This window comes from Maritimimonas sp. 2405UD52-3 (assembly GCF_056591715.1).
In genome coordinates, this window is record NZ_JBWQOL010000002.1 from 402,072 (window position 1) to 416,161 (window position 14,090).

Below are 14,090 nucleotides of genomic sequence, written 5' to 3' on the forward strand. Positions count from 1 at the left end.
TTTATAACTTTAATAAAACTCAACGAAATTAGTAACCTTAAATTTTTCAAAAATTGTTTTATGACAATGTTTTCATAATCGAAGATAAAAATTAAAAAAAATCATTTTTATTCTGCGTAATACATGTTATAAAATATATTATCTAATCTCGAGGGATCGTCTTTGAATGACTCATACATACCAATTCCCATTTTATCAGGTATAATATCTAATTCATTCGCCTCAACTTTGTTCAATATTATTTCTGCTATTTCATCTGAAGTTGGCATATCCCAATCACTGCCTTTGTTCATATCTGTATCTATTGCTCCAGGATTTACACTATGCACCTTAATACCTTTTTTTGCTAATTCTATTCTAACAGATCTTGTGGCAGAATGAAGGGCAGCTTTGGAGGCAGCATATCCAGCTATAAACGGTAATGGTGAATATGCTGCAATAGAAACGATATTAACTATTCTGGATGGTGCATTTTTCTTTAAAGTTGCTACAAAAGCACGCATCATATTAACCGTTCCATAATAATTGGTGTTCATGTTAAATTTCATACTATTTATTTGGCCATCTAATATATTTCCGTCATATAATACACCAGCGTTATTAATAAGTATTTCCGTGTCTTTAGTTCTTTTAACAATTTTGGAAATTTGAGACTCTTTAGTAATGTCTAGTTCAAGCCAGATTATCCTGTCATCATCGAATACGGGTATTTTAGTACGATCTCTTACAGTAGCATAAATCTTGTTTACACCCTTTTTAAGGGCTACTTTTACCAAAGATTTACCAATACCTCTATTCGCTCCAGTAATTAAAACGGTTTTATTTTCTAAACTTTCCATTTTTATAATTAAATATATTTTTATATTACGATTTAAAACATTTCAAATGATATCAATTCCTCGAGAGTTAATTTGCGATGCTTCCCAACCCATAATTGCAGTTTTTCTAGTTGATCCCCACATATATTCACCTAAAACGCCAGTAGATTTTATAACTCTGTGACATGGTATTAAGAAAGCAATCGGGTTGTAACCGATAGCAGTACCTACAGCTCTAGATGCCTTTGGTTTTTGAATTGATTTAGCTATTGTTCCGTAGGTAACTAAGTTGCCTGTTGGTATTTTTAGGAGGGTTTCCCACACCTTTAGTTGAAAATCTGTTCCTTTTAAGTGCAACTTTATTTTTTCCAATTTATTCCAGTCTCCAGCGTAAATTTTTATAGCATTAAGCTGAATTTGATCTGTTTGCTGAATAAAGTTAGCATTAGAAAATCGATTTTTTAAATCAGATAAAGCTACATCATAATCACTCAAAAACCCCATGAAACAAATACCTTTATGAGTGGAAGCAACCAGAATTTTGCCAAATGGACTATTGTGAAAGCTGTAGTTTATAGAAAGGTTTTCTCCTTTGTTTTTATATTCACCAGGTGTCATTCCTTCTATCTTCACAAATAGATCATGCAACCTACCTGTACCAGAAAGTCCAATTTCGTGGGCGGTGTCAAATAAAGTGGTGTTTGAACTTCTTAAAATCTGTTTTGCATATTGTACACTTATATATTGCAGAAACTTCTTGGGACTTACACCAGCCCAAGTTGTAAACAAACGCTGAAAGTGGTATGGGCTCAAATGTATTTTTTCTGCAATATCTTCTAATGATGGTTGATCAGGATAATGTTGCAGAATATAATTTATGGCATCAGCTATTCTCCTATAGTTAACATTAGATTGTTGGTTCATTGAAAGTAAAAAATTAGAATGGTAAATATATAATGGGTATATATCCCTCAAAACCCAAAACTTGCTAAATGTTTACAATAAAATATGTTGGATTCAACTATCCGTTTTGAGATGCGTCATCATTTTTTTAAGTAACTTTGAAAGCTCTTTTTTTTCTTTCGCTGTAAATATATCAATGGCATCTTCAGCTTCTTTAAAACGAACAACGATGGCCTCATCAATAATCTTTTTACCTTTTTTAGATAAACAAGCGAGCTTTATACACAGATCGGGTTTATTGAGCGCTCTTTTCTAATACACCTCTTAAAACAAAACTAACAACCGTACTCCATTCTAATCCATTGTACTTGCCTTGTCCTTCGTAAAGTCCAGCATTAGAAAGTACAATCATTAAGTTTCCATTATCGTAGAACCTGATCATACTATTATGTCCTACACTTGCATCTTCGGCACCACCATGTCTGGTTTCTATAAGCTTGCCCTCCTTAAATTGTAAAAACCAACCATATCCGTATAGTGTGCCATTTATTGTATCGCCTCTAGCAGCAATGTAAGGTGTCAATAGTTGCTTAGTGCTTTCTTGATGTAATAACGAATCGTTATGTATTGTTTTGATCCATTTATATAAATCTTCAACTGTACTGTAAATTCCTGTTGCTCCTTTATATCCATAATTTTGAACGCTCTTTCCTTGGCTATAAATTGTTTCCGGAAACAAATGCATGGAATCAACATTTTTGAAAGACGCTACATTTTTAGATTTTTCGTTGTCAACACCCCAAAATCCTGATTGCTTTAAACGTGCTGGAAGAAACAATTGTTTAGAAACATAGTTTTCGAACGAATCACCTGAAACCAATTCGACTATAATTGCCAAAAGGTTATAACCTTCAGCAGAATAACTAAATTTCTCTCCCACATTATATTTTAATGGCGAAGATAAAATTACGTTTATTGCCTCGTTTCTATCTGTAATACCATCTACTATATAGTTGTTTGCTAGTCCAGAGCTGTGCGTAAGAAGATGATGAATGGTTACTTCTTTTTTATCTGCTGGTACATTATCGATGAATTTGGATATGGAATCGTGTATAGCTAGTAAACCATCTTCTTGAAGTTTAAGTATAGCCGTAGCCGTAAACTGTTTGGATATAGAGCCAATCCAAAATGGGGTTTTAGTTCTGTTATGATAATCACCAAAGATTTTATTGAAAATGACAGTATCTTTTTTAGCAACCAAAACAGCCCCCTTAAAACCTTTAGTATTATATTGACTAACAAGAGAGTCAATTTTTAAAGTTAACTCGTTATCTGAACTTTTAATTTCGGATTGTTTTTTTTGAGCACAAGAGGTGAAAACAATTGCACTTAACAAAATTAGTTTTATTATGACATGAAGTTTTTTCATGTAATCTTCTTTATGAATTAGTAAAATGTTCGCAAAATATAGTGTCTTTATCTTTAAAAGTTTGTCATATGACATTATTTCAATTAATTTTCCTTGAGATGAAACACCATTTTTTTAAGCAATTTTGAAAGCTCTTTTTTTTCTTTCGCTGTAAATATATCAATGGCATCTTCAGCTTCTTTAAATCTAATTGCAATGGCCTTATCTATAATTTTTTTTCCTTTAGCAGATAAACATGCCAATTTTATACGTCCATCGGTAGCATCAGGTGCTCTGTGTATTAGTTTCATCTTAGTAAGTCTATCAAGCAAAGCTGTCATAGCGCCCGAAGTAATTAACACAGACTCCATAAGCTGTTTTGGGGATAACGTGTAAGGTTTACCCGAACGCCTTAAAGTAGCAAGAACATCTAAATCGGTATAGTGTATTTTACTGCTAGACAGTGCCTTACCAGCTCTTTTTTCTAAAATTCTTCCGAGCTTTAAGATTCTACCAACTATCAACATAGGCGAAGAATCTAAGTCTTGACGCTCACGTCTCCATTCATTGACTAAAGTATCAATAATGTCTTGCTCTGATGGCTTCATAAAAGGTTAGTAATAATAATTTGAGTAAAAATATAAAAAATATCTTTATATGAAGATAAAATTGTATGTTTGCATAAATATCTTGATGTAAAGATAGTTTTTAAAAGTACAACTGCTTGAAATTTTGATAACACATTGTTTAAAAGATTGTCTTATGACAACATTTTATTATTTAAAGCTAGATAAACTTGCACAAAACTTCTTTATACCCTGGTAAGTATAAATTTGAGAAAATAAAAAATATGAAGCTTTTTAAATTAATTGGTATCGTTGTAATACTGATAAGTTGCAAAACCCAAGATAACTTAAAATCAAAACAAATCACAACGTTCATAGAGAGGGCTATGGATAGCGTGAAAGTAGTACCTGGCTTAGCAATCGCAGTTGTAGATAGTAGTGGTGTCGTTATGAAAAAGGCTTTTGGATATGCAGATACAGAGAAAAATTTATTAGCAACAGAGGCCACTAATTTTTACATCGCTTCTACCACCAAATCTTTTGTTGGATTATTGGGAACTATATTGGATTACGAAGGTCTCATTGATCTCGATAAAAATATTAGTGATTATAAACCCTTCAAAAACTTTAATAGAAAGGACGTGTTTAAAAATATTACTGTTCGAGATTTACTCACTCATCAAACAGGTATAGATAATGACTTCTTATCATTTAGATTGTCTTACACCGGTAGTTATACTCGAGAAGATATATTAAGAATCATAGAAGATTATACTTATTTTAAAGAAGAGGGTAAGGAATTTGAGTATACTAATTATGGATATTATCTCTTTGGCGTTCTATTACAAGAAGAGCTCGGTAGAAAATGGCAAGATCTTCTTGATGAAAAAGTATTTACACCTCTACAAATGGATAAGGCTTCTGCCTATATTTCTGAGAGTGAAGAAGGGTTATTTGCTCAACCTTATTATGGTACTTTTACCAATACGGTTAAGAAAGCCGTAACGCATAAAACTGACGCCACAATGCACGCTGCAGGTGGTCTAATTATGAATACTGATGATGTAGCTAACTTTTTACTCTTTTATTTAAATAATGGTGAACTAAATAATAAACAAATATATCCTGTAGATGTAGTAAAAAACAGTTATAAAAAGTATGCGGATACTGGTGATGATATCCCCGTTTTTAATACTCATGGTTATGCCATGGGATGGATACTTGGCACTGAAAAAGATCAAGATATTGTAAACCATCAAGGGGGGTATATTGGATACAAATCTACGATCACTTTTTTTCCTAAAAATAAATTAGGTGTTGCCGTATTTGCGAACCATCAGGAGTTAGGACGTACTTTAGGTAATACCATTGCAGATTACGTTTATGAGCTCTATCTGGGTGATGCCAAGAATATAAATAACTATGCAGATAGTTTAATGGTAAAGCTAAATGAACGCATTGTAAAAGTTCAAAAAAGAGAGTTGGATGAAAATGAGGAATGGGGAAATCCTGAATGGAACCTTTCTTTACCAAAAGAGGCCTATACTGGTGAATTTTATAATGATAAAGATGGTACTTTGACTATTGCTTACAACAATAACAATTTTAAAATTTCTAACGGTAATTTAGCCTGCATAGCAGAGCCCTACAAAGACAGAGATTGTTTTAAAGTAGAATTAATATCTACTTCAAGAAAAACCATGTGTTTTACCATAGAAAACGACGCAGTAGAAAGTGTTTATTTTAGGGATAAGGTGTTTAAAAGGGTAAGTGAATAAGTAAAGTTTTCCAAAATAGTTTTTATGATAAATTCAGAAAGAATTTTTGATGATATAATAGAAAAAATACCGAATGCTTTAGAGAGCAAAATGTTTGGTGCAAAATCTATAAAAGCAGAAAACGGAAAAACTGCTGCTTTTTTGTGGCAGGATCACATGACTTTTAAATTAGATGAAGCTTCTCAAGAAGAGGCTCTTAAATTAGACGGTGCTAAAGTTGGTACACATCTTTACGCCAAAGATCGAATAATGCGAGGATGGATTTTAATATCACAGAGACATTACAGAAAATGGGAATATTTTACTATAAAAGCACTTGAATTCGTTAATCAATAAAACTAGTTTCTTAAAACGGATTATAATTGAGATAAAAATCAATAAGTGAAGCTTCTGAGTTAATTTAATCCTATTAAGAAAAAATACCCCGCCATATGACTTGGTCTACATCATCTTGGAAAACAATTCGTCCAATTTTCAACTCTATTTTAGAAATGCCATTTATTTCTGAATTGATGGATGGAACATTACATAAAGAAAAGTTTAAATTCTACATGCAACAAGACTCTAAATATTTAGAGAATTTTGGAAAAACCCTATCACTTATAGCTTCAAAAAGTTATGAAATTAGTGAAACTATTGCCTTTATAAATTTTGCTGAAACCGCCATCGTAGCTGAAAGAAAATTACACGAATATTATTTTAAGGATTTTAATATTGTACCTAGCCAGGTGATTGAACCTGTATGCCACCATTATACAAGCCATATTAAATCTGTTGCCGCCTATGAATCAGTAGAAATTGCAATGGCTGCCGTATTACCCTGTTTTTGGCTCTATAAGAAGGTTGGTGAATATATTTACGAAAATCAAACTTCGGTAAATAATCCTTACATAAAATGGATTGAAACGTATGCTGGTGACGATTTTGACTTATTAGTTAAAGAAGCTATAGGAATTTGTGATAACGCTGCATTAAATGCTTCCACAAGAGTTAGAAAACGTATGACAGAAGTCTTTGTTATTTCCACACGATTAGAATATGAATTTTGGGATTCGGCATACCAAATAGAAAAGTGGAAAACATTTAATTAGAATTCGCAATAAAATAGAAAACGTTAATTCAATAATAATTTTAGGTAGTCATCATTAAAACTACTTAACTCAGAAATTCTTAAGTCGGCTAAATTAAATTTGTCATCATAAAACTCTTCTTCTAAGCAAAGAACCACTGCTTTCATATTTGCATTTTTAGCAGCGCTTAAACCTGAAGGTGAATCTTCAAATACCAGGCATTTATCTGGTGATACTCCTAATTTTTTTGCTGTAGTCAGATAAATTGAAGGGTTTGGCTTCCCTTCTTTTTCAAATTCGGAAGATGAAATTACATCGAAGCAATCAGCTATCCCAACTTTGTTTAAAACAAGCGGAATAAGTTTATAAGGTGAGTTGGTTGCTAAACCTATTTTAAATCCTTTTTGTTTAAAAAAGTATAGTAATTCTCTAATGCCATCTATTGCTTTACCCTGGGTACTTATTAAATTACTGACTAAATCTATTACTTCGTTTTCAACTTCATTTTGTGTTTTACCTTCCCATGGCATATAATTATACCAAAAGTCAGTTACTTCTTTAGTGGTTAATGATTCTGTGATTTTTGATAATTCTTTATCTACTTTTACCCCCACAGCACTAAACACTCTTTCTTCTGCTAGCTTCCATAAAGGCTCAGAATCGATGATGATTCCATCCATATCAAAAATTACAGCTCTTTTAGTTTTCATAATCATTCATAAAATACACCAACTTCATCTAGCTTTTTTCTTTTTAAGTCTGGAACGTAAGTAGGATATTTTGGATAGCCAACCGGAAACAAGATGTATGCACGTTCATTATTTGGCCTGTTCAAAAGTTTACCTAAAAAATTCATTGGGCTAGGTGTATGAGTCAAAGTAACCAATCCTGCATTGTAAATGGCTGTAATCAAAAATCCGCAAGCAATGCCCACAGATTCATTCACATAATAGTTATTGTGTTTTGTTCCGTCTTCATCGAGTTCATATACTCTTTTAAAAGCAATAATTAACCAAGGTGCCTCCTCTAAAAAAGGTTTGTGCATATCGGTGGCTAGTGGTGCTAAATCGCGTTTCCAACGATCGCTCATACGAGAGTTATAGTTTATCTCTTCTTCTATTTCAGCGGCTTCACGAATTTTCTTTTTTAATTCTTGGTTTGAAATTGCACAAAATGTCCATGGCTGTTTATGTGCTCCTGATGGCGCGGTGGAAGCCACTTTTATTAAGTTTTCAATTACTTCCTTTGGCACATCCTTATTAGAAAAATCGCGTACCGATCGTCTACCATCTATCCAAGAATAAAACGCCTCGCTTTTGGCTTTCATTTCTTCATTTTCGTATGATTTATCGGAACGAAAACTATTATGCTTGTAGCCATTTATAAAAATATGTTCTTGAAGTTCCATATCTATAATTTTAGATACTAAAAATAATAAAATCGTTGCGCTTTACGTCTATATGAATCACATCATTTAAATAATTCTATATTGACGTACCGATTTTTTTAACTAATAAATAAAAGTTATTGTAGATACTCAAGATATCCTCATCAGAATAATTAATCTTCAATGGAATTGCTTTCTTAGAAATTTTCTGTAGTTTAAATTGTATTTTTTTATCCTTACCGTCAGCAAAAGCAATAAACTCACCTTGTTTTAATTTAAAGAATATTTCTGCTCTACGTTTAGGAATCTCTTTTTCACCTTTTGTAATTCTCGCATCCCAAGAAAGCCCTGTACCTTTACTAACACTTCGTGTAGGATTCTTTATAATTTCAAAGAAACGTTCATAGTATTTCGCGGTGTCTGGGTCGTTTACCTTACCAAAGAATTGGTAAGATAGATTACTTAAAATAGCTTTACTTGCTTTATCTCCGTAGAGCATATCGTTCTGTATTTTATCCTGCATGACATAAATAGTTGCAATATCATAACTACGTAATGTTGCCGGAATGCGGTGCATATTGAGTAATTTTATAGTTGGTGCTTCTTCCATCAATACAAATGATGATTCTCGGTTTCGAACGCTCATTTGTTTGATTACAGTATGAATTATGGTCGCAATTATTGGTGAATAAGCAGATTCATATTGAGGATTATTTACGATTGAAATAACAGCTTTATTGTCGGGGTTGTTTATATCCAATGGTACTTCATCTACAGACAACACCATGAATATTTTTTGAGAACTTATCTTTTTAAAAGCATTTGCCAGTGTACTTTTTACACCAGCGGTTTGTTTTTCCGATTCTACACCGTTAATGAAAGCACTTGCCATAGCTCTAGAAGTAAAATCTGAAGATAAAAAAGCTACTAGTTTTTTGGTATTCATCGTTTGAAACAATGCGATTAAATGAGGTAAGGTGCAATGTTTTGGGTAGGCTGTTTTTAGTTTCCAAATGAGCCCACTTAATAAACCCTCAACAGCATCAATAAAAAACTTTGAACTTCCTGAAGTGTCAGAAAAATTCTGTTCCAGTAAATTTTCAATTAAAACTTTTGAAACTTCATTAACACTTTCTTCATTGGGTAAATATCTTGGTGCTATTGGATTTACACAATGTTGAATTTTATCAAACGAAATTGTGTAGAAATTTACGTCTTTATCCTTGAAAAGGGGATAGGCAATTTCGGTGAGTTCAAAATCTTTGTAATCGTGAATGATTCCGCAGAAGTTATATTTAGCAAAATGTTGTAATAGATTGTAAACAACACTTTCTGTTTTGCCACTTCCTGCCGAACCTATTATAGAAACACCACGCCTAATATTATCAATTTTAAACTTCCCATTCTTCAATTTAAAATGAACTTGATATTTTTTATTTGAAGTAACAGGTGTTTCAGTGCAATAGAATACATAGAAAATAATTCCTAGGATGATTATTGGAATGATGATATATAAAATGATATGTGCCAATGTCCAACTCATATTCCTATAGAACTTGACTTAATGGCAACATCAAAGCCTCGCTTCAACTGCTTAATCGTCTTTAAAGCGAGTTGTACCTTATTGGTTGGAATACTCATTAAAGATGTATTAACTCCTGTTTTACCTAACAGTTTAAACGCCATCGCTTTTTGATGGGTTGGTAAACCCGTAATGCTGGCAAAGTATTTCTCGGGATGTTTGATGAATGTCTTTCTAGCCTTATAAGTTTCTACATAATTGCGTTTATAATTAAATAATCTGTCAAATGCCTTTTCAGAATTTTTAAAGAATTTGTCTCTATTAAAACCTCGCTTTATGTTTTTACCATGCATTTCAACTTGTGAAGCTTTATGTTTACTTCCAGGTGACAAGCTGTATTTGTTTGTCATGTCTTTTCTGCTCACAATAATATGAATATGAGATTGCGAACCCTCTTTTTGCATTCCTCTAACAATGCGTTTACCATTAATTTGGTGTGGCGCTTCTTTTTCTAGCTTCGCTATTTGCTTTTTAAGAGTTTTTATATTCCCGTTTAAGTCGCCTTCTTCAATTTTTCTAATCTCATTTTTTAATTCCAAAATTTTAGTTGCATAAGGTTGATTTTCGACAATCGCTTTGTCTGTTCCTTTGTAGGTACGTTGTTGTTCTATTTTGGCATAATACTTAATATCATCAACTGTTACAGCCCGTCCATTAATCTCTCTATTAAAAGCTTTGGCATACTCTTTCATGAGTTCCCGAGTATATTGTTTTAGTTCTTTAGAGTGATTCTGTAATCTTTTCAATTCTCGTGCACTTGGATTTACCGTTATAGAATAAAATCGAGGCTCCGTTTTTTTGAGCTTTGCTGCATTACCATCAATTTCTCGTATAACTTCTTCAGAAGAAATTTCCTCGCCATACTGATTGAAAAAAAGTTCTTGTTCATCAATCGTTTTTCCTTCATTTTCCTTTTCGAGATAAGAGACAAAGTCCGAAGAACTTTGCACATAATTACCTCCCATTTTCTGTGCTGTTATGGTTATGTACATTGTTTATTCTTTGTTTTAATTCTTCGAATTCCTTGGTTGTCATTTCTAATTTGAAATAACTATTTCCAAAACTTCCTTTTACATATTTTATGTTATTTAAAACCGTTTCTAATTCATTATTGACTGAATTCAGTTTCTGTTGATATTTATAATATTCCTCTCTGTAATAGGCGAGTTCTTCATTCTCAGTTATTAAAGTCGGTGTCCCAAAATCATAGGTTTCCTCTTCTTCAATGTTGCTTTCTGAAGTACCTTCAAGCAATGCTTGTAAAATGGCAGTTGTTGGTTTGGTTTGGCTTTTTTCAATGTCTCGAATAATGGCAATAACTGCATTAAATCGTTTTTGCATTTGATACTTTAAACTTGAAATTGTTTCACCCAAACGTTCATTTGGTGATACTTCATTGACTTCAAAAAAGTCGAGCATAGCCAATAATGTCATGGATTGCGATTTAGAAAATTTCTTGCTGAATTTTCTAAACCGTTTAGCAACAGACATCTTAATTCGCATTCCTGCGAACTTCTCATTTTCATACCCTACATCCATTTTTTCATCAAAAATTCCTTGATTATACTGAGTTGAACACATTTTTTCATAAAAAACGAAGCATTCAGCTTTTTTCCGAAATCTTTCAATCCCTTATTTTTAAAGGAATTTCGAGATAAATAGATATCGTAACACCGCGTGAGCGTGTTACCCTCTTGCTCTTCGATTTTCGTCCCACAGGGACAAAAATTTTCAGACAATCTGATTCTAAAATCAGTTGCCAGATTTCATATGATATGGAAATTTTAGGCTGTTTTTGAAAGTCAAAAAATGAAAAATGACAACCTAAAAATGATGCAGGAATATTACACCGTAAATATACGAATAGACGCCCTAGAATCAACAAAAAGACTCAACATTTAATTTGAGCCTTTTTGGTTTCATTTAGTACTCACTTGGCAGCATCAACGTATTGTCAACAAAGAATAATCGCAGGCTATCCAATGGAAAATCGGTGACATAGTATTTATGGGTTTCAAAGACTTTACCATTACCATCGCTGTATGTGATTTCGGCTTCATAGCCCTTTTTCTTTCTTATTTTTTCAGGTAGTCGCTTAAAATCAATAGTGATAAATGGACTTCTATTCATTAAACTTTTTGCAATCACGGACGTATCGGTAATCAGCCAAAAACACTCGGCAGCATTTACCAAATATTTCAATCCGTTTGTAAATCGCGTACGTATTAATGGAATTTGATACAACATTTCCGAACCTTGAAAATGTTGCAATCCAAGTTTTATTTTGTTAGCTTTAACCATCTTTAAATTCATTATAAACATGATGAAAAAGAGGGCAAGACTTTAGACAGTAGTGCCCTCTTTATTTTTTAATTATACTGCTTTTGATAAAGTAGTTTTACTTCCTAGTAGTAGTATTTCGCTTGCCACCACTTCCGTTACATATTTTTTAACACCCTCTTTACCCTCATACGAACGAGAATTGAGTTTTCCCTCAATGGCGATTTCCTTACCCTTATCGGCATATTTGTCAATAATCTCCGCGGTTTTACCCCAAGCCACTATAGTATGCCATTGTGTGCTTTGCACTTTTTCGCCTTTGGCGTTCTTGTAAAATTCATTTGTAGCCAATGAAAAACGGGTTACTTTCTTTCCGCTTTCCAATTCCGTTGTTTCTGGGGTTCTGCCCACGTTTCCAATTAACTGTACTTTGTTTCTAATCGTACTCATAACTTAAAGATTTAAAAAATTAAACATTGATTTACTTATTATATCCAGAAGCGTTTTCCTTTTTGTTTTTTTAGTGTCACTTCCTTTTTGGATATTTTGAGATGATTTCATAATCTGTTGTTTTTGATTTACTTCCCATAGAGCCGTCAGCCGTTACCTTTTTTGTTGCTTACACGAGTTCAATATTTAGGCTTGATAAGGACTTATAAAAAGAGCGAGGGTAGCCTGCGCTGAGCGCAGTCGAAGTGAGCCTGATTATGCAGTCTGTTCAAGGTTAAATGTTGGTGTTTTGGTGGCAAAAAAGGGAATAAGAGCTGTTCGGCTCGAGAGTAACTCAAAAATGGATTTCGAAGAATGGAATAATATTAGGAAGTGAGACTAATTAAGAAATTGAAATTCCGATTAAGCGGACTCTATTCACAATTTTGTGTAAAATGTAATGTTCCTTTCCAGCGCAGCGGCAAGGGTTAATGGAATGGAATGCCAAAATTGTGGATTGTGTCCAAGACTTCTTTAAGGGAAGCTCTTTTCCCGAAATGAAGAACAACGAAATGTAGGGAAATGTGCTTAACGAAATCTGACTAAAGATTTTAATTTAGTAAGAATGTAATACTTTGACAAGTATTACGAATATTTATAAACTACTTAAATGTGATGCAATTACTTGCCATTTACCATCTTTAAACAAATAGGTATCTGTATAACGTCGCCTTTGGTAAAACTTATCGTTGCCACCATCACATTCAGTTGTAACTACACCACGTAAAATAATAACATTTCCATAGTCTTTCGCATAGGTTTGAGTAGTATATAACTTCATATTTTTACAAGAATCATCATCACTCTTTATATACTCTATAATATCTTGCTTTTTTTGGTTGTAACCGTTCGGATATGTGATTTCAAAATCATCATCAACTATGGTATTCATTTGCGACGTGTCTCTTTCTTCATAGGCTTTTAACCAATCTTTTTCAAGTTGTAACACTTTCTTTATTTTGTCTGATTGTTTGTAAGACGGTTCTTGAGAGGCACAAGAAGTTTGAAAGATTACAATGATTATTGCTAGAATTATTTTCATTTTCATTTTGATTTGAAGACGTTTTAACTTATACTCAACTTATTTCTTAATCAAACCAGATAAATATTCTTCCACTTCTTTATGCTTCTCTTTTTTAGCAATATCTAATACTGTATCTCCATTTTTCATTTTTAAAGAAATATCTGCACCATTATCTACTAACAGCTTAATCATTTTTAGATTGTTGCGATGAACAGCTGAATGAAGTGCCGTAACGCCGTCCATTTGTATGGCATTTACATCAACATTATTTTCTATAAATAGCTTGCAGAGTTCTAAATTCTCTTTTGCAACAGCCGAATGAAGAGCATTTACTTTTGAAGCATTTGTTGCTGGTATATTGGGGTTTGCTTTATGTTTAATTAAGAGTTTGCCTATTTCTGTTTGACTGAAGAAAGCTGCAAGTGAAAGGGGCGTAAAACCATCATTAGAGTAGGTGTTTACAATATTATCTTTTTTGTTTTTTATGTAATCTTCAACCACATCAATTTTACCACAAACAATGGCCTCGTGAAAGGAAAAGTTTTTCTTTAGACTAACTGCTTTGGATAAGGCTTCATCCAACCCGCTGTATGCAATAAGCATTAATCCATTACTTCCGTTAGCATCCTTTAACTCTAAAACTTCAGGGCTGTCTTGAATTAATTCAATTACTTTCTCAACTGCTTTGTTTTTAATATGTGTTTTTAATACCTCTATCATATTGTCGTTTTTAGCTGTGAAACAGATAGTTGCACAAAAAATTAATGTAATTAGTGATTTCATAA

Annotated in this window: 16 protein-coding genes; 3 read left to right on the plus strand and 13 right to left on the minus strand. The window is 32.8% G+C overall.

Annotation, left to right across the window (positions count from 1 at the left end):
- Positions 1-107: 107 nt before the first annotated feature.
- From AC1EU5_RS06115 to AC1EU5_RS06130, 4 genes are all read right to left on the minus strand, one after another.
- Positions 108-839 (minus strand): SDR family NAD(P)-dependent oxidoreductase, encoded by a 732-nt coding sequence (locus AC1EU5_RS06115; protein ID WP_480191484.1) that lies wholly within the window; start codon positions 837-839, stop codon positions 108-110.
- Between the two features lie 42 nt (positions 840-881).
- Positions 882-1,742 (minus strand): bifunctional helix-turn-helix domain-containing protein/methylated-DNA--[protein]-cysteine S-methyltransferase, encoded by an 861-nt coding sequence (locus AC1EU5_RS06120; RefSeq protein WP_480191485.1) that lies wholly within the window; start codon positions 1,740-1,742, stop codon positions 882-884.
- 274 nt (positions 1,743-2,016) lie between these two features.
- Positions 2,017-3,150, minus strand: a complete 1,134-nt coding sequence (locus AC1EU5_RS06125) for a serine hydrolase domain-containing protein (protein WP_480191486.1) — start codon at positions 3,148-3,150, stop codon at positions 2,017-2,019.
- 83 nt (positions 3,151-3,233) lie between these two features.
- Positions 3,234-3,737, minus strand: a complete 504-nt coding sequence (locus AC1EU5_RS06130; protein WP_480191487.1) for a MarR family winged helix-turn-helix transcriptional regulator — start codon at positions 3,735-3,737, stop codon at positions 3,234-3,236.
- A 242-nt stretch (positions 3,738-3,979) separates the two neighbouring features.
- Here AC1EU5_RS06130 and AC1EU5_RS06135 point away from each other — a divergent pair, with 242 nt between their 5' ends.
- The 3 genes from AC1EU5_RS06135 to tenA all read left to right on the plus strand — a co-directional run bounded on the left by AC1EU5_RS06135 (position 3,980) and on the right by tenA (position 6,564).
- Positions 3,980-5,473, plus strand: coding sequence for a serine hydrolase domain-containing protein (locus AC1EU5_RS06135; protein ID WP_480191488.1), 1,494 nt, complete (start codon positions 3,980-3,982; stop codon positions 5,471-5,473).
- A 24-nt stretch (positions 5,474-5,497) separates the two neighbouring features.
- A complete protein-coding gene (locus tag AC1EU5_RS06140; protein ID WP_480191489.1) occupies positions 5,498-5,809 on the plus strand; it encodes a hypothetical protein in 312 nt (103 codons plus the stop codon).
- A gap of 95 nt (positions 5,810-5,904) precedes the next feature.
- The gene (tenA, locus tag AC1EU5_RS06145) at positions 5,905-6,564 is read left to right on the plus strand and encodes a thiaminase II (RefSeq protein WP_480191490.1); all 660 of its coding nucleotides are present in this window, start codon (positions 5,905-5,907) and stop codon (positions 6,562-6,564) included.
- Between the two features lie 23 nt (positions 6,565-6,587).
- Here tenA and hxpB read toward each other — a convergent pair whose 3' ends face one another.
- The 9 genes from hxpB to AC1EU5_RS06190 all read right to left on the minus strand — a co-directional run bounded on the left by hxpB (position 6,588) and on the right by AC1EU5_RS06190 (position 14,025).
- Positions 6,588-7,253 (minus strand): hexitol phosphatase HxpB, encoded by a 666-nt coding sequence (gene hxpB / locus AC1EU5_RS06150; protein ID WP_480191491.1) that lies wholly within the window; start codon positions 7,251-7,253, stop codon positions 6,588-6,590.
- Positions 7,254-7,255: 2 nt separating this feature from the next.
- A complete protein-coding gene (locus AC1EU5_RS06155; RefSeq protein ID WP_480191492.1) occupies positions 7,256-7,951 on the minus strand; it encodes a nitroreductase family protein in 696 nt (231 codons plus the stop codon).
- A gap of 76 nt (positions 7,952-8,027) precedes the next feature.
- Positions 8,028-9,473, minus strand: coding sequence for a type IV secretory system conjugative DNA transfer family protein (locus AC1EU5_RS06160; protein ID WP_480191493.1), 1,446 nt, complete (start codon positions 9,471-9,473; stop codon positions 8,028-8,030).
- A complete protein-coding gene (gene mobB / locus AC1EU5_RS06165) occupies positions 9,470-10,504 on the minus strand; it encodes a MobB family relaxase (RefSeq protein WP_480191494.1) in 1,035 nt (344 codons plus the stop codon). The genes AC1EU5_RS06160 and mobB overlap by 4 nt, the downstream gene beginning before the upstream one ends.
- Positions 10,467-11,093: a BfmA/BtgA family mobilization protein gene (locus tag AC1EU5_RS06170; RefSeq protein WP_480191495.1), complete on the minus strand. Its 627-nt coding sequence runs from the start codon at positions 11,091-11,093 to the stop codon at positions 10,467-10,469. The genes mobB and AC1EU5_RS06170 overlap by 38 nt, the downstream gene beginning before the upstream one ends.
- Before the next feature lie 342 nt (positions 11,094-11,435).
- Positions 11,436-11,813: a DUF6876 family protein gene (locus AC1EU5_RS06175; RefSeq protein WP_480191496.1), complete on the minus strand. Its 378-nt coding sequence runs from the start codon at positions 11,811-11,813 to the stop codon at positions 11,436-11,438.
- A gap of 72 nt (positions 11,814-11,885) precedes the next feature.
- Positions 11,886-12,242, minus strand: coding sequence for a single-stranded DNA-binding protein (locus AC1EU5_RS06180; protein ID WP_480191497.1), 357 nt, complete (start codon positions 12,240-12,242; stop codon positions 11,886-11,888).
- A 634-nt stretch (positions 12,243-12,876) separates the two neighbouring features.
- Positions 12,877-13,323 (minus strand): nuclear transport factor 2 family protein, encoded by a 447-nt coding sequence (locus AC1EU5_RS06185; protein WP_480191498.1) that lies wholly within the window; start codon positions 13,321-13,323, stop codon positions 12,877-12,879.
- Between the two features lie 39 nt (positions 13,324-13,362).
- Positions 13,363-14,025, minus strand: a complete 663-nt coding sequence (locus AC1EU5_RS06190; RefSeq protein ID WP_480191499.1) for an ankyrin repeat domain-containing protein — start codon at positions 14,023-14,025, stop codon at positions 13,363-13,365.
- Positions 14,026-14,090: the final 65 nt, after the last annotated feature.